Annotated in this window: 20 protein-coding genes; 5 read left to right on the top strand and 15 right to left on the bottom strand. The window is 49.7% G+C overall.

Features of this window, described 5'->3' with window-relative positions; genetic code table 11:
* Window position 1 precedes the first annotated feature (1 nt).
* Window positions 2-1,090, top strand: coding sequence for a DUF3644 domain-containing protein (locus tag ABO04_RS08225; RefSeq protein ID WP_160810185.1), 1,089 nt, complete (start codon window positions 2-4; stop codon window positions 1,088-1,090).
* 152 nt (window positions 1,091-1,242) lie between these two features.
* Here ABO04_RS08225 and ABO04_RS08220 read toward each other — a convergent pair whose 3' ends face one another.
* The 5 genes from ABO04_RS08220 to ABO04_RS08200 all read right to left on the bottom strand — a co-directional run bounded on the left by ABO04_RS08220 (window position 1,243) and on the right by ABO04_RS08200 (window position 6,268).
* Window positions 1,243-2,424, bottom strand: a complete 1,182-nt coding sequence (locus tag ABO04_RS08220) for an NAD(P)/FAD-dependent oxidoreductase (protein WP_160810184.1) — start codon at window positions 2,422-2,424, stop codon at window positions 1,243-1,245.
* A gap of 52 nt (window positions 2,425-2,476) precedes the next feature.
* The gene (locus ABO04_RS08215) at window positions 2,477-3,190 is read right to left on the bottom strand and encodes an arginine N-succinyltransferase (protein ID WP_160810183.1); all 714 of its coding nucleotides are present in this window, start codon (window positions 3,188-3,190) and stop codon (window positions 2,477-2,479) included.
* Window positions 3,191-3,256: 66 nt separating this feature from the next.
* Window positions 3,257-4,219: an HlyD family efflux transporter periplasmic adaptor subunit gene (locus tag ABO04_RS08210; protein ID WP_160810182.1), complete on the bottom strand. Its 963-nt coding sequence runs from the start codon at window positions 4,217-4,219 to the stop codon at window positions 3,257-3,259.
* A 181-nt stretch (window positions 4,220-4,400) separates the two neighbouring features.
* Complete coding sequence (locus ABO04_RS08205) at window positions 4,401-5,108, bottom strand: ABC transporter ATP-binding protein (protein WP_160810181.1); 708 nt, start codon at window positions 5,106-5,108, stop codon at window positions 4,401-4,403.
* Window positions 5,108-6,268, bottom strand: coding sequence for an ABC transporter permease (locus ABO04_RS08200; protein ID WP_160810180.1), 1,161 nt, complete (start codon window positions 6,266-6,268; stop codon window positions 5,108-5,110). The genes ABO04_RS08205 and ABO04_RS08200 overlap by 1 nt, the downstream gene beginning before the upstream one ends.
* 207 nt (window positions 6,269-6,475) lie before the next feature.
* Between ABO04_RS08200 and ABO04_RS08195 the strand changes: the two genes are divergently transcribed.
* Window positions 6,476-6,925 (top strand): CBS domain-containing protein, encoded by a 450-nt coding sequence (locus tag ABO04_RS08195; RefSeq protein ID WP_160810179.1) that lies wholly within the window; start codon window positions 6,476-6,478, stop codon window positions 6,923-6,925.
* A gap of 147 nt (window positions 6,926-7,072) precedes the next feature.
* Window positions 7,073-9,418, top strand: a complete 2,346-nt coding sequence (lon, locus tag ABO04_RS08190; protein WP_160810178.1) for an endopeptidase La — start codon at window positions 7,073-7,075, stop codon at window positions 9,416-9,418.
* A gap of 285 nt (window positions 9,419-9,703) precedes the next feature.
* Here lon and ABO04_RS08185 read toward each other — a convergent pair whose 3' ends face one another.
* The 8 genes from ABO04_RS08185 to ABO04_RS08150 form a co-directional block, all read right to left on the bottom strand.
* Window positions 9,704-10,414, bottom strand: a complete 711-nt coding sequence (locus ABO04_RS08185) for a hypothetical protein (RefSeq protein ID WP_160810177.1) — start codon at window positions 10,412-10,414, stop codon at window positions 9,704-9,706.
* A 104-nt stretch (window positions 10,415-10,518) separates the two neighbouring features.
* Complete coding sequence (locus ABO04_RS08180; protein ID WP_205012767.1) at window positions 10,519-11,493, bottom strand: hypothetical protein; 975 nt, start codon at window positions 11,491-11,493, stop codon at window positions 10,519-10,521.
* Window positions 11,494-11,540: 47 nt separating this feature from the next.
* The gene (locus ABO04_RS08175; protein ID WP_160810176.1) at window positions 11,541-11,696 is read right to left on the bottom strand and encodes a hypothetical protein; all 156 of its coding nucleotides are present in this window, start codon (window positions 11,694-11,696) and stop codon (window positions 11,541-11,543) included.
* Complete coding sequence (locus tag ABO04_RS08170) at window positions 11,693-12,319, bottom strand: response regulator transcription factor (RefSeq protein ID WP_160810175.1); 627 nt, start codon at window positions 12,317-12,319, stop codon at window positions 11,693-11,695. The genes ABO04_RS08175 and ABO04_RS08170 overlap by 4 nt, the downstream gene beginning before the upstream one ends.
* 488 nt (window positions 12,320-12,807) lie before the next feature.
* The gene (locus ABO04_RS08165) at window positions 12,808-12,960 is read right to left on the bottom strand and encodes a hypothetical protein (RefSeq protein ID WP_160810174.1); all 153 of its coding nucleotides are present in this window, start codon (window positions 12,958-12,960) and stop codon (window positions 12,808-12,810) included.
* A 296-nt stretch (window positions 12,961-13,256) separates the two neighbouring features.
* The gene (locus tag ABO04_RS08160; RefSeq protein ID WP_160810173.1) at window positions 13,257-13,889 is read right to left on the bottom strand and encodes a DUF1292 domain-containing protein; all 633 of its coding nucleotides are present in this window, start codon (window positions 13,887-13,889) and stop codon (window positions 13,257-13,259) included.
* A complete protein-coding gene (locus ABO04_RS08155) occupies window positions 13,886-14,500 on the bottom strand; it encodes an SCO family protein (protein ID WP_160810172.1) in 615 nt (204 codons plus the stop codon). The genes ABO04_RS08160 and ABO04_RS08155 overlap by 4 nt, the downstream gene beginning before the upstream one ends.
* 108 nt (window positions 14,501-14,608) lie before the next feature.
* Window positions 14,609-15,973 carry a hypothetical protein gene (locus ABO04_RS08150; protein ID WP_160810171.1) on the bottom strand — a complete coding sequence of 455 codons (1,365 nt, stop codon included), beginning with the start codon at window positions 15,971-15,973 and terminating at the stop codon, window positions 14,609-14,611.
* A 720-nt stretch (window positions 15,974-16,693) separates the two neighbouring features.
* Here ABO04_RS08150 and ABO04_RS08145 point away from each other — a divergent pair.
* Window positions 16,694-17,035 (top strand): MliC family protein, encoded by a 342-nt coding sequence (locus ABO04_RS08145; RefSeq protein ID WP_160810170.1) that lies wholly within the window; start codon window positions 16,694-16,696, stop codon window positions 17,033-17,035.
* 143 nt (window positions 17,036-17,178) lie between these two features.
* On the opposite strand, the gene ABO04_RS08140 is transcribed toward ABO04_RS08145, so the two are convergent.
* Together ABO04_RS08140 and ABO04_RS08135 are read right to left on the bottom strand one after the other, a co-directional pair.
* Window positions 17,179-18,381, bottom strand: a complete 1,203-nt coding sequence (locus ABO04_RS08140; protein WP_160810169.1) for an acetyl-CoA C-acyltransferase — start codon at window positions 18,379-18,381, stop codon at window positions 17,179-17,181.
* 69 nt (window positions 18,382-18,450) lie between these two features.
* On the bottom strand, window positions 18,451-20,961 hold the full coding sequence (locus ABO04_RS08135; RefSeq protein WP_160810168.1) for a 3-hydroxyacyl-CoA dehydrogenase/enoyl-CoA hydratase family protein: 2,511 nt from the start codon (window positions 20,959-20,961) through the stop codon (window positions 18,451-18,453).
* A gap of 12 nt (window positions 20,962-20,973) precedes the next feature.
* Between ABO04_RS08135 and ABO04_RS08130 the strand changes: the two genes are divergently transcribed.
* Window positions 20,974-21,144: a hypothetical protein gene (locus ABO04_RS08130; protein ID WP_160810167.1), complete on the top strand. Its 171-nt coding sequence runs from the start codon at window positions 20,974-20,976 to the stop codon at window positions 21,142-21,144.
* Window positions 21,145-21,148 lie beyond the last annotated feature (4 nt).

The following is a 21,148-nucleotide window of genomic DNA, read 5'->3' as shown; positions in this document are numbered from 1 at the left end:
CTTGAAGTTAAGAAAAGGCAAGACCAAATCCATTCTCGGTGCCTCAATTGATTCTGCACTGCTTGCAGTAGAAATATACAATAAGCCGCGAACGACTTTCCGAAGCGAAGGCTTCATTGCCATGATGATAATGGCGTGGACCCGCCTGTTTCATGCACACTTCCACACAACCATTGGCGACAAATACTACTACAAGAAAAAGAATGGTCGATTCGATATTGTTGACGGAGAAAGGAAGGCTTGGGAGCTATCAGCCTGCATAAAGGAGCATGGAACCCTAGATAAGGCTGTTGAACGCAATCTTAACTTCTTTATCAAGCTGAGGAATAAAATTGAACATAGACACATCGAGAAAAGGGAGGTAGACACTCAAATCTTCGGCGAGTGTCAATCGCTGCTTTTTAACTATGAAAGTCAGCTTATTAAGTTCTTTGGCGATAACTACTCTATAAATGAGGCACTCGTTTATAGTTTACAGTTCTCACAAATCAGAACTGAGCAACAGGAGTTGGCTAGCAGATCTGCACTGTCAAGAGATTTGGCAGACATCATGTCGTTTATTGCGAAGTACAGGGACTCTCTTGATGATGATACATACAACTCTCTGCAGTACAGCGTCAAACTTATTCAGATACCGAAGATATCGAATACAAACCGTGCAGATGCGGCGATTGAGTTTGTGCGTTGGGACGCATTGAATCAAGAAGACCGGAATGCATACGAGAAACTATCCGTAATCATTAAGGATAAAACTGTGCGGGTAGAAGCGGCGAATCTTGGACGACTTAAGCCTTCTGACGTCGTTCGAAAAGTCAATGAGGCCCTTAACGGTGTTGTGAAGATGACTTCCAATCTTCACGTTGAGCTATACAAACTATTTTCAGTGAGGCCGCCCAGCGGAGCGGATGACCCATTTGAGACGGTGGCGGAGTTCTGTCTGTATGACGAAGCCCATAGTGATTACGTCTATCAAGAGGCATGGGTAGTATTCCTTGTTCACTTCATGCAAGCCGGCGGCTTCGCGCCGACAGATATCCGGAAAATGGTACGTGAAGGAAAGAAACTTGATGTGAACGAGTATAGGTCGTGATTAATTGTAAGCGAAGAGAAGAAAGAGGAAAAATTTAACAAAAAGTGGCAGCCGACACCTTCGCCCCCGGAGAAAATGGTGGCCTATCTCAAATCCTATTTTGAAGAAGCGGATAAAGGTACCGAGATTTCTTTATCTCTTGACTAACACTCCTACACATACTGTCCAGCCACGTACCCTGAGGACCAGGCCCACTGGAAGTTGAAGCCGCCGAGGTGGCCGGTGACATCGACTACTTCGCCGATAAAGAACAGACCGGGTTGTTTGTTTGCTGCCATAGTCTGCGAGGAGAGTTCACGGGTATCCACGCCGCCACGCGTTACTTCTGCGGTTCGATACCCTTCGGAACCAACCGGTTTAATCTGCCAGGCGTTGACCGCACTGGCCAGCACTACGAGCCGGGCATCGGATAAATTGGCCAATGGCCCACTGTCGTTGTGTTCATCGCAAACAGTTTGAGCCAGCCGTCTGGGCAGGATTTCCGCCAGTGCGTTGCTGATATGCAGTTTGGGCTGGCTTTGTTTTTGCGCTTTCAGGAATGCGAGCACATCCGTACCCGGCGCTAGATTGATCACAATCGGTTCGCCCTCTTCCCAATACGACGAGATTTGCAAAATGGAGGGGCCGCTCAGTCCCCGGTGGGTAAACAGCAAGCCTTCGGCAAAGCCCTGTTTGCCGAAACGCACTTCCGCCTCGACTGATAGCCCGCTCAACGCCTGACAGCGCTCCCGCAACGCGCCATCGAATACCAGCGGCACCAGCGCCGGGCGCGGCGGGATGATATTCAATCCGAATTGTTTGGCCACCTGATAGCCGAAAGGGGTCGCGCCGATCTTGGGAATCGAAAGCCCACCCGTCGCGATCACCAACGAAGCGCAAGTCTGTTCGCCTTGGCTGGTGTTGAGCTGATAACCGCCTGCAATGGTTTCGATGGCATGCACCTGCACCGGGTTTGCCAGTTTTACGCCTGCATCCTGCGCTTCTGTCAGCAGCATAGCGATGATCTGTTTGGCGGAATCATCACAAAACAGCTGCCCCAGCTTTTTTTCATGAAAAGCGATGCCGTGTCTGCGCACCAGCGCAATGAAATCCAGCGGGGTATAGCGCCTGAGTGCCGATTTGCAGAAATGCGGATTTTGCGAGAGGTAACACTGGGGTTGAGTATGCAGATTGGTGAAATTGCAGCGCCCGCCGCCGGAAATGCGGATTTTCTCGGCTATTTTGGTGCTATGGTCGATCAGCCACACCTTGCGCCCACGCTTGCCCGCCTCGATGGCACACATCAACCCGGCCGCACCTGCACCGATGATGATCACATCAAAGGAATGGGCCATATGTAAAATCTGATCCGGCCATGCCTGCCGTATCCGGAGGCATATGCGGAAATTACTCTTTCAAGCGGATATCAATTTTGCCGTCAGTCACCTGAATGTGTTCAACGCCTTCAGCGAAAGATTGCCAGAACCCGGGGTCCATACCAAATTCACTGACCAGGTCAATATTCTTCAACCCGCCCAGCCAGGCATTGGGAATGGGAACGCCCATGATACTGACACCCTTGAGGATGATGACGGGCCTATCGTTGCGATAAGCCATGCCGAGGCCGGCGTTCAGCCGTAGCGTTTTGCCGCCCAGCACTGGAAAATCTTCCTCCAGTGGCAACAGCAGTTTTGCACTGACGAGATTGTCGTCAAAATCAATCGCCAGTTTTTGTGCGAGATCGGTATTTTTGGCCAGCAATGCATTCACTTCCCGCTCAGTGAAACTGATTTCACGCTTTGCGCCCTGTTCGGAATACCTCTCCGGTTTCAGGAAACCATCCTTGCCGATCTCAGCTTGATATTTATTGTTCTGGCTTACCTGCTGCTTTGTTTGGGGTGAAGCAAACGGGAAATCCAAACCAATTGATTGCAGCTTCTGCTGCAATGTCTTCTCCTCCCGTTGACTCAACTCAACCGGTTCAAAGGACGAAACAAAAATATACCTTGTGAGCACCCAGTAAGTTCCAGCTACGGTCAATACGATTGTGGCCAGAATAATCAGCAATACATGCGGTAAACGCATGGTGGTATTTTTATCCATATTTTCAGTTGAATTCATCTGTATCCGGGAAAGCGGTTTGACAGGAAATTATACCGGGGCAACGCCAGAAGATAACGCTGAAAATCAGATAGCAGCATCATCACTGTTGTCCGGCTGGTTACGCACTTCAATAAATACATCCATCTGCTGCCCTACGTAGACAGGCAATTGCTTGCGATCAAAACTGTAAAGTGCCTGCAATACGCGTGTATCAACCTGCTCGGTGCTGTCGCCAGTGAGGGATTGCTTGGGAATGACGTAAGGCTCTACATACGCTGGTGTTAGTTCAACACTGAAATCCCGGTTTCCCCGCAGGTAGGCCACGGCTCTGCTGTGCCGATCAAAACGCCAGGCATCGTTTTCGTCAATATCCACCCGTACATGCAATTGATCCAGATTACCCATCAGCATCAGCGGAGTGGTCAGAAAGCCCGCCTGGGCGAATTCGCCTGGACGAATATTGACTTGCAGAATCTGGCCGCTCACCGGTGCTCGAACAATCAGCAGATCTAGCGTGGTCTGCGTGCTGGCCAGTTGAGCCTCCGCTTGTTGTATAGCAGTTTCCGCGCTGTTCAGCCGGGTTTTACTGATGCGCAGAGTATTATGCCGCCTGAGTACTTCCTCGCTGCTGACAGCGCGCTGATCGGCAAGAGATTCAACCAGATCACTCAGCGATTTGCTGTCCCTGAGCATGGCTCTGGCCTCTATCAGGCCGGCTCTGACTCTGGCGAGATCCGCCTTTTTGACGGCGAGTTCCGCACGCGCTTCACGATCATCCAGATAAAAAAGGGGCGTCCCTGCCTCAACCTGATCTCCCACTTCAACTGCAACCCGGGTAACAAGCCCGGATAACGCGGTACCAATAGAAATATTCCGGCTTTTTGCCTCGACAATACCTGCTCCCGCAATAAATGATTTGTAAGGCGAAGCAGCCGGCTCAGCCGCGACAGGCGCTATCGGAAGCGGCTGATTGCTGCTGACGATCGTATAGGATGCGAACAGAAATCCGCTGATTGCCAATATGGGCAGGGTATGTCTGATTTGCATGATGATTTTTTATGGATGCTTCCAGAAACCGATTTTCCTGGCGAATCGCAGCGTCGTGCGGTGCTCACCCCCCCGCCCAGCCCTCTGATATGATCCGCCATTCACCCCATGCAGCTTATACATTTCATCCCGCATGGCCGGATTCCAGAAGAAGCTCTGATTACATAAAAATAACATATATTCAATTGGTTACTGAAGATTTTTCTATTCTCAGGATACGACCGTCATCCATCTCGGCAGTACGGTCGGCAAAATCGAAAATCCGGGCATCATGCGTAACAATAACCAATGCCCGGTTTTTTTGCAGCACGGTACGCTTCAGCAATTGCATGACTGTTTGTCCGGTTTCATGATCCAGCGCACTGGTCGGTTCATCGCAAACAATCAGCCCGGGATCGTGAATCAGTGCCCGGGCAATTGCCACGCGCTGTTGCTGTCCCCCGGATAGCTGGGAGGGCAGGAAAGTGGTGCGATCACCGAGACCGACCTGTTCCAGGATATGTTCTGCTCTACGCTCAGCCTCGGCACGCCTGACACCATTGATGAGTAGCGGCACCGACACATTTTCAGCCACTGTAAGCGACGGCAGCAAATTAAACGCCTGAAAAACAAAACCAATGTGGCTGGCTCTGAACTTTAGCTTTTCCTGATCCGACATGGCAGCCAGATCTTTACCAAATACCTCGCAGCTTCCTTCATCCTGATCAAGAATACCGGCGATAACTGAGATCAGGGTGGTTTTTCCACATCCGGACGGACCTACCAGCATCATGAGTTCACCGGTTGCAATATCCAGATCAATACCGCCAAGCGCGGTCACTTTCTGGCCACCGGTACCGTAGATTTTAACGACATTCCGGCAGCGTACTGCCAGCACATCGGCACCCATCAATTCTTGAAAACAACAGCAGGTTCCAGACGAATCACCTTGAGTATGCTGATGATTGCAGCAAATACGCAGATAAGACTGATGCCCACTCCACTGAAAACCAGCAACTGCCAGGTAAATTTAAACGCAAGGATGGTGTCACTCATGAAATAGCCAAACAGCGCGGTCGAGCCCACACCCAGCCCGTAACCGACGGCTCCCACCAGCACCGCCTGAAGCAGAATCATTTGCAGCAAAACCCGGTTGCTGGTTCCCATGGCTTTCAATACACCAAACTGGCGCAGATTATCCAGCGTGAAGTTGTAAAAAGTCTGGCCGGCAATCGCAGCGCCCACCATGAACCCCAGCAGCACCGAAATCCCGAAATTAATTGGAATACCTGTGTTTTTCATGAAATAGTCATAAGTCAGATCCATAAATTCCTTGCGGGTGTAGGCAGCCAGGCCGGTAGATTCACGTATGCGACGGGTCAGCACAGACAAATCCTGCCCCGGTTTTGCCTTGACCAGAATAAAGGAAAGCAGCTTGCGCTCCCGTGGCGCATAACTTTTTGCCCTCGAATAGGTTGTATAGATAATGGGCTGCGCCTGGAACGTACGGGAGACTTTCGCGATGCCAACAACAATCGCCCTGTGATCATTCACTTCCAGACTGTCACCCACTTTGATGGGCACCGACTTCCCATCCGGCTCACGCGAAGGCCTTGCAAGTTTGTCCCGTGCGCCATCAATATCGACAATAACACCATCACTGCGACGCAAATCCTCGATGCTGCCTTCCAGCATGACAGGCGGTCCGCCGATGAGCGTAGCATCATCCAGCCCGACAACAAAACAGCTCTGGAACGTGCCATTCGCCAAACGCACTCTCAATAAGCCCTTGTACATCGGTGTTGCCCATTCCACTCCGGACACGCCCCGCACCCGGTAGAGCTCGGTATCCTGCAAGGGTTTGATGTCATCAACAAATTGCACCTTGGAATCCATCACCCAGATATCCGGCAGGCTCACGTCTGTTATGAAACTGTAGGTACGGGTCATCAGACCGATAAAAATAGCAGGCTGCTGCGTCATGATCAGTGAGGCAAAAGTCAGCCCCATAATAATGCCAAGATATTTGCCCCGATCCCCCGTCAGCATTTTCAATGCGATGTGATACATGATGTGTCCTTAATGCCGGGAGGAGCATCTCTCCAGTTTCTGGAAAACAAAAAAAAACACCACCCCCACTACAATGTATTATGACTACAGATGAACAAAATAACAGTTTTCTGATCGTAACCACAGACATCTATCCAGCGCATGCAACGGGTAGCGCAATTCATGATGCCTGTCAGTCCATTCTTAAAACATATACAGGAGGCTGCCATGACTGTCAGTGAAATTTGCAACCGGGAAGTCAAAGTCATTCAACGCAACGAGTCCGTGCGGGAGGCAGCCAGACTGATGCGTCAGCATCATGTTGGTGCGCTTGTCGTAACTGAAACACAGAATAACCGCGTAGTACCGGTCGGGGTCATCACCGATCGCGATCTGGTAGTGGAAGTTCTGGCCACCGGACTGGATAAAGAAGCAATTACCGTCGGCGATATCATGGCGCAGGAACTGTTTGCCGTAAAAGAAAATACTGCCATACACGATGCAATCAACTTCATGCGCCGCAAAACTATCCGCCGTCTGCCAATTGTCAATGATACTGGCGAGCTGGTCGGGATCATCACAACAGACGATGTTATGGAAATACTATCGGAAGAAATGCTTGATCTCACAAAATTGATCCGCTGGGAGCAAAAGAAAGAAGAGCGACATCGCTCCTGACCGGTTTTTATCAGCGATGAGTCAGTACAAACCGGCATCAACACCGCAGATAATGATCTGATACTGCTTGCTTCCTATACGCTCTCTTGAAATTTCGCTGAAGCGCTCAATATTGAGATCAGTCCACAATTCCTGAGAGGAAGTACCATGGAACACACCGCAACTCCGCTTGAACTGCCCGCCGACGTCATCGCTCTGGTGCCGATGCGCAATGTTGTACTGTTTCCACATGTCGTTATGCCCGTCACGGTGGGTCGGGCACGGTCAATTGCGTCGATTCAGCATGTTCTGCAATCAAAGACGCCCGTTGGCATTGTGCTGCAGAAAGATCCTGCAATTGAAGAACCCGGACTGGATGCGCTTTGCGAGGTAGGTACCATTGCCAACGTAGTACGCCACATCATATCCGAAGGAGGTACACATCATGCAATCTGCCTGGGCGTTGAACGCTTCCGGATCAAAGAACTGGTTGAAGGCTATCCTTTCATTGCTGCACGGATAGAACGTATCCCGGAACTCACACCAGACACCACGCAAGTAGAAGCACTCACGTTGCAACTGCGTGAGCGGGCAATGGAAGTGCTGTCACTGCTGCCCGGCGTACCCGCCGAACTGGCACATGCTCTGCAGGCAACACGCGCACCGGCTGATCTGGCCGATATCACTGCCAGCCTGCTCGATACCGAAGTAGCCGAAAAACAAGCGCTGCTGGAAACAATCGATATTGAAGAACGTTTGCATAAGGTATTGCAAATCCTGGCACGGCGCATCGAAGTCCTGCGACTTTCCCAGGAAATCGGCGAGCGTACCAAGGAGCAGATGGAAGATCGTGAACGCAAATTTTTGTTACGTGAGCAATTGAAAGCCATCCAGAAAGAACTGGGTGAAGACGGTGAAAATGAACAGGAAATTATCGAACTGGATGAAGCCATTGCTGCTGCCGGCATGCCGGAAGATATCGAGCAGCAAACCCGCAAGGAATTGCAGCGATTACAGCGGATGCCTGCTGCATCCAGCGAATTTTCCATGCTGCACACTTACCTGGAATGGATGACAGAATTGCCATGGCGGTTACCGGAAGAAATACCGATCGACCTGGATGCTGCACGTTCAATTCTGGAAGCGGATCACTTTGGATTGGAGCGAATCAAGCAGCGCATCATTGAATTTCTTGCCGTGCAGAAACTGAAGCCGCAAGGTCGTGCACCGATTCTGTGCTTTGTTGGCCCGCCTGGTGTGGGAAAAACATCGCTCGGACAAAGTATTGCACGCGCACTACAGCGCCCGTTTGTCCGGGTATCGCTGGGTGGCGTACATGACGAAGCGGAAATGCGTGGCCATCGTCGCACCTATGTGGGCGCCCTTCCGGGCAATATTGTGCAGAATCTGCGCAAGGCCGGTGCACGCAACTGCGTGATGATGCTGGACGAAATCGATAAGATGACCGCCAGTGCACATGGAGATCCATCGGCAGCATTACTGGAAATTCTTGATCCGGAACAGAACGCAACGTTCCGCGATAACTATCTGGGTGTCCCGTTTGATTTGAGCCGGGTGGTGTTTATCGCCACAGCCAATGTGATCGATCAGGTTGTGCCACCGGTGCGCGATCGTATGGAAATTATTGATCTGCCGGGCTATACCCCGGAAGAAAAATTGCAGATCGCACAGCGCTATCTGGTGCAGCGGCAAAGCGAGGCCAACGGTCTGCAACCGGATCAGTGCATATTGTTGCCCGAAGCCTTGCAAAGTATTATTTCCGACTACACACGTGAAGCAGGAGTACGCCAACTCGAACGTGAAATTGGCCGGATCATGCGCCATGCTGCCTTGAAAGTCGCACAAGGCGAACAACAACCGGTGCAAATCAATGCAAACAATCTGGCAGATATCCTGGGACCTGGAAAATATGAACATGAACTCGCGCTGCACACGGGCCTGCCCGGGGTTGCAACCGGCCTGGCGTGGACACCGGTGGGTGGCGACATCCTATTTATCGAGGCAACACGCGTAAATGGCAGCGGCCGCCTGATCCTGACCGGGCAGCTCGGTGATGTGATGAAGGAAAGTGCCCAGGCAGCCCTCACGCTGGTCAAATCGCGCGCCAGCGATTTGAACATTCCGGCCTCAATGTTCGACGGTATCGACGTGCATCTGCATGTACCCGCCGGAGCCATCCCTAAAGATGGACCAAGTGCCGGGGTAGCAATGTTTACCGCGCTGGCTTCGCTGTTTACCAATCAACCGGTACGACATGATGTAGCGATGACAGGAGAAATCAGTCTGCGCGGCCTGGTTCTGCCGGTCGGCGGGATCAAGGAAAAAATACTGGCAGCACAACGTGCCGGAATTCAGGTCGTACTGCTACCTGCCCGTAACCAGAAGGATCTGCACGATGTTCCCGAAGCAACGCGCACAGCCATGCAGTTTATTTTTATGGAAACGGCAGATGATGCCATCCGGGCAGCTCTGGATGTTTCCACGGAACCATGATCAAATCAAAGACAGGCAGGAGTTGTGCTTCTGCCTGTTGATGAATGAGATAAACAGCGACCTGCTTGCGCAAAGCCGTAGCGTTGGTAATGGCTGGATATTGCAATCGCTGATGACAGTACGATGCAGCCGTCGTTCCTGTCCATACTTCTTGCCCACGTCGCTATCGGAACAGATAGCAGAAATGGCTTTTTAATGTTAAGCCCAAATCGTCTCCACGCTAGAAAGGGACGAGTCTTCTGCAACCATACAAAAGCGGAACGGAGTTCAACTTTCGTTTTCGTATTATTCAATTAACGTGTCGATCAGATCGGTACTCACATTGACCAGTCGTGCCCAGTTGGCCTCGCCCCAGCTCCAGCCCCGATTGATATCAAAATTCACCATACGTGTAGCAGTAACGTCAATAAATATGCCGCTTGTTTGTGCCATTCCATGTACCGCCACCTCCCCTTTGGGCAGCAAAGGCAGCGCATCAATCGCCGTGCCAGGCGTAAGCACCTCAGTGGACAAGACCAGAAGAATCTTGGAGGTCGGTTGAAAAAAATTGGTCTGCTTGCCATAGAGTGGTTCCGCGAAGAAAGACGTCGGATCGTCAGTTTGTGTACCTTCATTCAATACGGCTCTCTGCGCAAGACCTGCCACGAAAGTAGCAGAGCCTGTATTGTCAACAGACATGAAACCGATCCGCCCCTGCACCACCTGGCCGATACCGGCTTGATCCACTATCAGGCACTGTCCCAAATCAACGGATGCCGTGAATCCCATAAAAATCCGCTGCCCTGGCCCAAGATCTGAATTCGAGGTATAGACATGGTAACCGTCTTCCAGGGCGACCATCGTCCGTGTCGAGTATGCCGTTGTTGCCAGCCACAGCACTGGCAGTACTGCCTGGTTTTCGGTACGGGTTGCCCGAAACCCATACAAGCGATAACCTCCGTTTTGAAGCGCTAAAACGGTGTCTTGTTCCATTGTGACGATAACAGCTTCGGTCATGGTTAGGATTGTAAACCTCAACGAAATGCAAAACCCCGCTCATGGCAACGGAGAGATATGATCGGTCTCCGTTACCATGAGCGGGCTGAAAAATCGGTCTCAGACTACCACGCCGCAAGAGCAGCCAAGGCTCGTTTTTCTAGCGCCGCGCTAGACTCAATCAACAGTGGCACAAGGTCGGCATTAGCTGGGATTATCTGCCCCCAGGTGCTTCCGCCCCAGCTCCATCCCTTGTTAATGTCATACGACACTTCACGCGAGGTCTCACCAGTCAAGTCGAACAGGCCACCAGGGCTGTAAGCTTTGTAAATCACGGTCCCGGTATTGAGCGTATTTGTGGCAAACATCAGCAATACTTTCTGGATGGGAGCCATGATGTTGAGATTGTTGCCATACTGGGGAAACGCGCACAATGGAGAGTCCTTACCTTCTACCTTCTGCGATATGCCGCTGGTGAACTGGGTCTGTGTTTGGTTTAGAATAGATATAGCCCCGCTGGTGCCATCCTGTACCACCTCGCCGATCCCTTTATCGCTCGTAATGTTGAACGTCTGCCCCAGCATCACATCATAGGCAGCACTCGCCTTGATCTGGCCATTGGGCACCAGTTCGCTAGTAGAAGAATAAGCCTGATACTGTTCGGTCCAAGTGATTTCTGTCGAAGCTGAAAAGGTCTCTGTTTTAAACCACACTGTTGGGGCACCACCTTTCTGTGTACTCTGGACTCCTTTAAAGGCATACAGGAAAAAACCGCCTTTTTCCAAGCCGCGGACTGTTTCTTCATTCATGTTTACCGAAATAGCATAGGGTGTTGCTACCAGTTCCGTCGAGGTGTTAACGGCTAAATTGCGTGCCTTCTCGAAAGACGCAGTCCCGCCCGTACTTGCCCCAGCTCTGCAAGTGTAAAAATCACCAACTGATTGTTGCCCTTGTCTGATCTGGTAGGTTTTCCCATTGCTAACTGAACCCCAAGTGATATTTACATCAAATACGTTCTGATTATTGAGAGTTCCGTCTCCATCGGCTGTTTTGTTGCTCCACTCTTCCTTCACTTTACTGTATATATGCAGCTTACTCATGATAATTACCTCAAATATGAAATGTTTTCTTAATTCAATCGAAAGATTTATCCTTCGATCCCTATCGGCACGCCACTCATGTTCATATCGACATGCCTTGAGCCAAATACTATCTGGTACCAAGTTATCGCGATGTCGAGTAGTCGCCCTACAAACGTGTCCGTAAAACAGCCTACAGGCATGACCGCACCTCCGCGTCTCATTCCACCATCCCCGCACGAATTGCATAACGCACCACGTCAACCACGTTATGTGCTTGCAGCTTATCCATTAACCGGTTGCGGTAAGTATCTACCGTCCGTGGACTAATCTCGATGATGCGAGCAATCTCCTTGCCACTCTTCCCCAAGGCGATCAGCCGAACCACCTCTCGCTCCCTGGGTGAAAGACCCACGGTCGCTATGCCCAGCCGTTGACGCTCACGGAGTTTGGCACGGATAGTGGCAGATAAAAAAGTACCACCGGCGACCACGGTATGCAGAGCGGTTAGTAAATCCTCGAAAGAGTTGTTTTTGAGAACGTAACCGAAAACACCCGCTTCTTGAGCATCAATAGCAACGATCGGATCTTCCAGAGCAGTCAGCAGGATTACTTGGGTTGCAAGATCTGAAAAACAGATCTTGCGGCTGACTTCGATGCCATTCATCTCTGGCATGTGAATATCTACTATGGCAATATCAGGCTTGAGCCTTTTGGTCAGCTCCCATGCCTTCCGGCCATTGCCGGTCTGGGCTATGAGGGTGATTTCTTTCGTGTTATTCAGAAGAGCCGCCAAGCCTTGACGAAATATTTCATGTTTGTCAGCGCATATAACCTTTATAGGCATGTGTAATCTTTCCTGAAATGGACAACTTGCAAAAGTCCATCAGCAAAGGTTCACTCAAATAAACCGATAAGTATTGTCTTGTTCCATTCATCACAACCCATCTACGTCCAGAACATAGTCAAATCTGATGTACAGAGAACCAAGCGGTTACCTGTTTATGATCTCCATTTTGTTATTTCACGCCATTGGCGAACTTAACGCCGAAGATGACATCCGCCAGGAGCTTGCAGCCTCTTAATCGGAATCATTTTTCCTATGCGATTTCCATCGGCTTGAACACTATGGTTAATGTTGTGGTTCTGCTTCCACAATCTTTAATCCAGATTTTAATGATTGATAACAGAAACAGGCTTTGCCAGAGACAGTAAAGAAGCTGTCAAAATCTGGCTTTTGAATACAATACCCACAGATAATTCTTGTACTGGATGGTGTGGAACCGTCTTCTTTAGTGATGACTACCAAGTCGATGCTGGTATCAGCTTTTTTGGTTATCCCTGCTTACATTCCGTAATGCTCAACCCATGCACATAGGTCAGCACTTCGATATAGCGCGCTTTATAAAAAGCTCTGCCTGAAAATAGCGAATCATCCGCTTCCCGAAACTGATGTCCTGATCCCGTACTGTTAGATAGTGTAGTCATGAGATCAAAAACATGAGGCTCTTTTAAAAAACAAAAGGATTTCATATGACACAATCACATCACAGACATGATATTTCGGATAAGGTATGGGCATTGCTTGAGCGCTATTTACCAGGGCGCGAAGGAGTATGCACGGAACGCTTGCCTTTCGGATCCATCAAAAACTCACGAATATTTGCAAGGAATCAAGGCGTTACTCTCTCATTTCCGGTAAATCCGGGTCAGAAAAACGTGAGATTTAATTCACCAAATCAATAGGTTAGGAGTTGTTCAGAATGGACTGCTTCCCTGCTTAATCAGAGTCTCTGATCATTACTTCTCGGAGTACAGATCTTATTGAGCAATGCAATAGCAGAAAGCGGCTTCTCATTACGGTGCACCTTTCCCTTTCTGGCCTGATCATATATTTTCTGAATTTCCAATGTATCTCCTTTTACCCGGGCCTGAACGGTGTAAGCATCAAATCTGAAGTGTGTATTGAAATCGATCCAGTCGAGAGACACGCTGAACTCCCCTCCCCGAAAAACCGGCGCAGTATCAAAATCCGTCAGGTGTGCATTTTTCCTGAATTTGCCAAGGACTGGAGATTCATCATTATTTCCGGTTTGAGGTAAGCGCTCATATACCAGCATCGGGCTGTCTTGATCCTTATTGACGGGCAAGAGAAGCACATAAGCTTTTCCGTGCATGATATGAAGAAGCAGATAATCACTGTTGTCTCCCTGGGCGCGTTCTCCCCGCGTTTTAACCTGGAATACAAGATGACTGTTATCCGGCGAAATATCTGCTGTCACACGCAAAATATCCAGCTCGGGTGAGATGGATTTATCCATAAAAGAGACGACCACCCGGGGATCCGGATCTATTTTCATGCCGAATACAAATCCCGTCGCCATTAACAGTACCACTGATACCAAAATTCTATTCATGATTTGAATAACTCCCTGTTGTCGCGAAAGATTCTGGCTACATCGGGCGCATCCTTCAGGGCATCGAAAATCACCCTGATTCTTCCTGCCGGATCAATCAGGAAAGCGGTGGTACTGTGATCAACCTGATAATTGGTCTGATTGCCTGCATTTTTTGTATAGAAGATAACCTCCACTTCGAAGGCATTCTTGAAACGCTCGAGCTCTTCTCCTTCAAAACGCAAGTAAGTAATACCGGCACCAAAGCTTTTCGTATAGTCGGATAAAATCGATGCTGTATCTCTGTCCGGGTCGATCGTGACGAAAATCCCACTGATATCGATCTGCTCAGCAGTTGCCGTTTTAATCAGCATGGATAAATTGGCGAGTGACATTGGGCAGATATCTTTGCAATGAGTAAAACCAAAAACAACCAGTTTCCATTGGCTGGCACTGATTGTATTTACCTGCTCCAAGTGAGCAACTGTTTCAGCCTGTAATGCCACCGGACGGGACAGTGTAATGGTCGCCGCTCTGATATCGGCTTGTACAACAGCAAGGAGTACGATAATAACGAATGAAAAACAATGGCGTTGAAACATACCTAATCTTGTATTGTCTGCTTCTTTCATGAATCATCCTGAACTGTTTCGTGTACTGCATATTGTTAGCTGACCTGTCTTCTTTTGTCTGATAAATCCCAGACAGAAGAAGACAGGTCAGAACTGCTGCACTGATGATTAGCGAAGACCGCCGGCGGTATGGATACCATGTGGTTTGATCAGGCCATCATTTGGTCCCCAGACTCTGACGACAGTATCTGTCTCTGTATCGATTTTAAGTACATAACCTGAAACCCAGCTTGCCACAATCAGATAACGATGATCCGGAGTGGGACTGATTGTGTGTGCCACTGCATACCCGGTAGGCAATTCCCGGCCAGGCTTAAGTCTTTTCAAAAACCGCGGTTTATAACGATCAGTCAGATCAAATACAGAAATATATCCATCATTGGCAAACGTATAATCAAGCGAATCTTCTTCCGCAATATAAAGTTTACCGTTAACTACCGCTATGTCAGAAGGGGAACGAAAAACCCCATTTCCATTAGAATTGTTAGTATTTTTAAGAATCCTTACCGCTGTTCCCTCAAGTGTATCAAGCAACCATATACTAGGCGGGATAATCTGACTGGTAGTAGCAGGTGTAAGTGAGGTTTTATCAAACTGCATGGAAGCAGTCAGAGCATAACGCTCATCCAGCCAGTATACAAAATGAGTAAACGCTGCATGGTGCTTTTCATTACCCAGCTTGATCTGGCCTATCGTTTGCAGCTCACCCGTTTCTCTGTTGGGTTTGTAAACATCGATAACACTGTTATCAAAAAAATATCCGGTTCCAAGACCAATGGTTCCGGATTTATTGAAGTTAATACCATGTGTTTGTTCCGTATAACCGGGGATAACAATAGGATCCACCCCGCTTACGAATTCATTTGTTTTATGGTTGACAACACGCACCCTGTCTGAAGTGAGCTCAGTCAGATAAATAAAATCTGAATAGGGTAACAGTGTGGGGCCATGTATCTGAGTTGTCCCTCTGCCCACCAGCCAGTTGGGAATTGCCTGAACGTTGTTGACCGGTTCAACAAACGGAAATTCTGTGGGAGTTCCAGGGCTATCCGCTGCAATTACTGCTTCTACAGCAAGTGAGGCTGCTCCTGCATCCCAGTCAATATTATTCACCTTCAGAATGATAATGTAGGCGGAATGTTCTGCTGTATTATCAGATGTAATAAAAATCTTATCCCCTTCCGGAAACACAAGCGTGTGTTGTAAGGGAACAGTCCCGGGCCAGCCAGCGAGATCCGTCGGATCAACGATAATCAGCTTGTCATTCACATAATTGAACAGATAAACCATCCCGGAGTGATAGTCTATTGCAGTTGCTACCGGCTGTAGATAGCTGTTATAAACATCAGGATACTGATACGTCGGTAATGCTGCCGGGTGATTGTCTTCAGCAAGAATCGCGCTGGAGGATAATGAGAACACGCATGCTGCCGCCAATGAAACATCCCTGAACCATTTTTTCTTCAAATTCATTTAATGACCTCTACAGTTAAACTATTTATTTAAATAGATGAACACTCGAATGACCGGCACTAATCACTCAAATTATCCACGTGGCATATTACCAGACTGCCGCATGTCCGTGATTAATTCCGTATCAACCGCGTCAACAGGGTTACACCAAAAAATAACTCCCTTCAGATCCGGAAAACCCGGGAATGTATTCCACTTCCGGTCGGAGCGGGAACAACGGCATTTAAACTGAACTATTTAGTAGTTTTTATATTTAGTATAAAAAATAGAATATCGTCATTGATAAAGTGATTTTTAGTCATACGGATCAATGAGTTAATCTGTCATTACATTGAAGAGTTGCAAGATATCTGTTTTTACATTGCACTACTGCAATAAACGCTCTGAACAATTGAAGATGAATTTTGCGTTGTGAAGTCATGCGGTAACCATACAACTGATCGAGTATGATGTGACTCTGTTTCCCCAGCGAAATGCGCAATGAGGGGCGATCGGAGTTGAAACCGGATCCTGTTCGTACGGCAGCATTACGAGATCGCATACTGGCTACAGACTTGCCGATCTCAAACCTTGTTCTGTTAGTCACAGTTATTTCTGGCCGAAAATCGTGCTGAATGCGGGTGGGTTCAGTTCTAAATCCAAGCCGTTACATTTATGTTATAACCAGCGTACCAATACTCCCTCTGACAAGGGATCTGATTTTCTTTATATACGATCACCATGAAACCCACGTTCACCCTACTTTTCCTTGGTTTTCTTTTTGCCACAATTACATCTTGCACACCGCTATCAACACCCAACCCCAAGGTTTCAGTTATCAGTTCAGTGGCTTTTGTTTCAGATTCCGGGCAGGCAATACAGGCAGTTTACCGGGATGATGATACGGTAATGCTTACCTTCCCGGATGGCAGAACAGAGATGCTCAATCTTGCGGTTTCCGCATCAGGCGCACGTTATGTTTCCGGCGAAAATGAATGGTGGGAGCATCAGGGGAGAGCCAGTTATTCTGTCAAGGGTGAACTGGTGTTCATGGGCAAGTTACAGCATCAATCTGATAACTGACGAATAATTCTATTTACAAATTCAAGAATGACACGAAGGCGAGCCGCAGACAGGCTAAATAATACGGCAAGGTGAGACCGACAAAGTCAGCCTTAATCTAGAAATGGAATAACCGGGCGAACGCCCGGTTTAAAAGAAGTATATTACAGTGCTTCAAATACACCAGCAGCGCCCATTCCACCGCCAACGCACATGGTCACCATACCGTATTTGAGTGAATGACGTCGTAAACCGCTCAGCAATGTTGCTACCCGAATAGCGCCGGTTGCGCCCAGCGGATGTCCCAGAGCAATTGCGCCCCCCAGCGGATTAACCTTCGCTCGATCCAGTCCGAGATCATTGATTACCGCCAGGCTTTGCGCAGCAAATGCCTCGTTCAGTTCGATCCAGTCGAGTTCATCCTGTCGGACTCCAGTCTGTTGCAGCACTTTGGGAATTGCCCTGACAGGGCCTATCCCCATGATTTCCGGAGGCACACCCGCCACCGTATAGCCAACAAATCGACCGATCGGTGTCAGATTGAAACGTTGCAATGCTGCTTCGCTTGCCACCACCACAGCACCTGCTCCGTCCGACATCTGTGAGCTGTTACCAGCAGTTACGGATCCCCGGGCGGCAAACACCGGGCGTAACCGGGCAAGTGCTTCCGGGCTGGTATCTGCCCGGGGGCCTTCGTCAGTATCCCGGACAACAGACGCATTGTGGATTTCATGCGTATTCAGATCTGGCCGGTTTTCCTGAACAGGATAAGGCGAAATTTCGTCTCTGAACTCTCCCTGCTCAATAGCACGCAGCGCCCGGTGATGACTCTCCAGAGCAAATACATCCTGTTCCTCCCGGCTGATTTTCCACTGCTCCGCCACTTTTTCCGCCGTAATTCCCATGCCGTAGGCAATCGCCACCTGTTCACTGCCTTGTTTGAACAGCGCCGGATTCATCGCGACCTTGTTCCCCATCATCGGCACCATACTCATGCTTTCAGTCCCGCCGGCGATCATTACATCCGCTTCTCCCAGCCGGATCCGGTCGGCCGCCATGGCAACGGCCTGCAGACCGGAAGCACAAAATCGGTTGATCGTCACCCCCGGCACGCTGACCGGCAGACCGGCCAGCAGCAATGCCACACGTGCGACATTGATCCCTTGCTCCGCTTCCGGCATGGCGCAACCAACGATCACATCCTCGACGGCTGCCGGATCAAGCCCTTCACACTGTTTCAATGCTGACCGCAGTACATGCACCAGCAAATCATCCGGCCGCACATCCTTGAACATACCGCGTGGCGCCTTACCTACCGGCGAACGTGTAGCAGCTACGATATAAGCATCCTGCACCTGTCTGGTCATGCGCTCCTCCTTCTATCCTTGAATTTGTGTTGCATCGCATTCATCTCCTGCAATGTCGAATCACCCTGCTCAGTTCCGTAGCGGCTTGCCGGTTTTCAGTGTATGCGCAATACGATCCTGGGTCTTCTCGGTTGCCAGCAATTCAATGAAAGCCGCCCGCTCCAGTTTCAGTAACCATTCCTCGTCTACCCGGCTGCCGGCAACGATATCGCCGCCACACATGACATGCGCAATTTTGCTGCCGATCAGATAATCATGCTCAGAAATAAATCCACCTTCCAGCAGATTGACCATATTACTCTTGATGGTGGCTGCGCCGGTTGCACCCGCTACCACAATCTCACGCGGACGCAGAGGTGGTCGATACCCTGCCTCAGCCAGTGCAAGCGCCTGAGCCTTGGCGACATGCAACAACTCAAGACGATTCATGACAATCACATCAGCGGGTTTCAGGTAGTACAACGCCTTCGCATGCTCTGCGCTTTTTGCTAATTGTGCCATTGCCACCGTCTGGAAATAATGTTTCAGATACAGGAAAGGATCGCCATCGACTGCGTTACGTGCGGCACGCAAAGCAAATTCCTTACACCCTCCTCCGGCCGGTAACAACCCCACTCCCGCCTCAACCAGGCCGATATAGGTCTCCATCGTAGCCACCGCACGATCACAGTGCATGACAAATTCACATCCGCCACCCAGTGCCATATTATCGACTGCGGCAACAGTCGGTATTATGCTGTAGCGAAGCTGCTGCGAGATCTGCTGAAAATGGGCAATCATCATTTCCACTTCAGCCAGTTTTCCAGCCATCAACCTGTCAGCCATATCCAGACTGCGCGCTGCCTGCAAAATAGTAGATTGTGCAGATTTTTTGAATTTCCGGACGAACTGGTCAAATGTGGAAGGAGGTGCCGGAGGGGTTTGCGGTGCTTCCACTTTTGGTTTTTCAGTTGCTTTTTGCAGATTGGCACCCAACGAAAACGGCGGTTCAGTCTGCCAGATCACCAGCGCATGAAAATGACGCTCGGCTTCGGCAATTACCTGCTGCATCCCCTGCAAAACCAGATTATCAATCGTATGTTTTTTGGTTTTAAAGCTGACAATCGCAATCCGATCCCCGGTATGCCACATGCGCAATGCATCCGTTTCAAGAATCGTTTCACCATAAACAACTTCCTCGCCCACCAGCCTGTCCGGAAACGGCTGACGCCGATACACCGGCAACTGTGAACGCGGCTGCAAACTGTCCGTTACCGGCGCATAGGAACCTTTCGGTGAATGTACTCCCGGAACAGCGCCCTGCCCGACTGCTCGAACCCAGGCTGGTAACGGCGTTTTAGCCATGGCTTTACCCGCAGCACTATCCGCTTCTATCCAATCGGTCACCGTATTCCATCCCGCTGCCTGCCAGAGCTCGAACGGCCCCCGTTGCCAGCCAAATCCCCATCGTATCGCCAGGTCAAGGTCGCGCGCATTATGAGCGATTGATTCCAGATGAACAGCACAATAATGAAACAGATCACGATGAATCGCCCACAGAAACTGCGCCTGTGGATGAGGATGATCGTGCAGTGCTGCAAACCGTGCCACAGGATCCTTCTGTTTCAGCAGTGCTTCGACTTCACCATCAACCTCGCTCTGCGCCAACTGATAAGTATCCGTATCCGGGTGCAGCACATGGATATCCTTACCCTGTTTCTGATAAATACCCTTGCTACTCTTTTGCCCAAGCGCACCCTGATCCACCAACCTCTGCAGCCAATCCGGAAGAGCATAATAAAGATGCCAGGGATCTTTCTCCAGGCCGTACCGCATGGTTTGTACAACATGCATCAGCACATCCAACCCGACCAGATCGGCAGTGCGAAACGTTGCACTTTTCGGTCGTCCGATCAAGGTGCCAGTCAGTTTGTCTACCAGATCAAATTCCAGGCCAAACTGGCGGGCATGGTGCATGGCTGCCAACATGGAGAAAACACCCACCCGATTGGCAAGAAAGTTGGGCGTATCCTTGGCACGAACAACGCCTTTACCTAAACTGGTTACCAGGAAACTCTCCAGCATATCCAGCGCACTCTGGTCGCTGTATTCACTCGGAATCAGCTCTACCAGATACATATAACGGGGCGGATTAAAGAAATGAACGCCGCAGAAGCGTGATCGCAAGGCCTCGGGGACAGCTGTCGCCAGCTGATTGATGGGAAGGCCGGAAGTATTGCTGACCAGAATGGCCTGATTATTCAGATAGGGTGCGATTTTCTCGTACAGCTCGGATTTCAGCTCCAGCTGCTCGGCAATTGCCTCGATCACAAGATCACAATCACCCAGTTTTTCCAGATGCTGCTCATAATTGGCAGGCTCAATAAAGTTTGCCCGGCCAATCACCGACAAGGGAGCAGGCTCCTGCTTCTTCAGTTTCCCGATCGCCTTCAGCACATTGGCATCGGGATTACCCGATTCAGCTGATAATTCAAACAGTAACGTTTCGATGTTCGCGTTGATCAGATGTGCCGCAATCTGCGCACCCATGACACCCGCTCCCAGTACTGCAGCCTTTCTTACGATGAATGGATTGCTCAAGATACCTCCCGCATGATCGGATTTCAGGGCAGACACTCCCTGCCCGCAGCCGGGACAGGATTGAGCCCGATCAAAAAGATTACAAGCATGCGCCCCAAAGAGCAAGCCACCCGGCCAGAAAGAATGAAAACTGCTGCAGATCGGTTATGGGGTATTTTCAAACATCATTGCCTGCTCGTCTGATCCA

Origin of the sequence: Nitrosomonas sp. HPC101 (assembly GCF_009833125.1) — a bacterium.
Classification (GTDB): domain Bacteria; phylum Pseudomonadota; class Gammaproteobacteria; order Burkholderiales; family Nitrosomonadaceae; genus Nitrosomonas.
The sequence above is the reverse complement of the archived record's forward strand: the minus strand, read 5'-3'. Positions and strand labels throughout refer to the sequence as shown.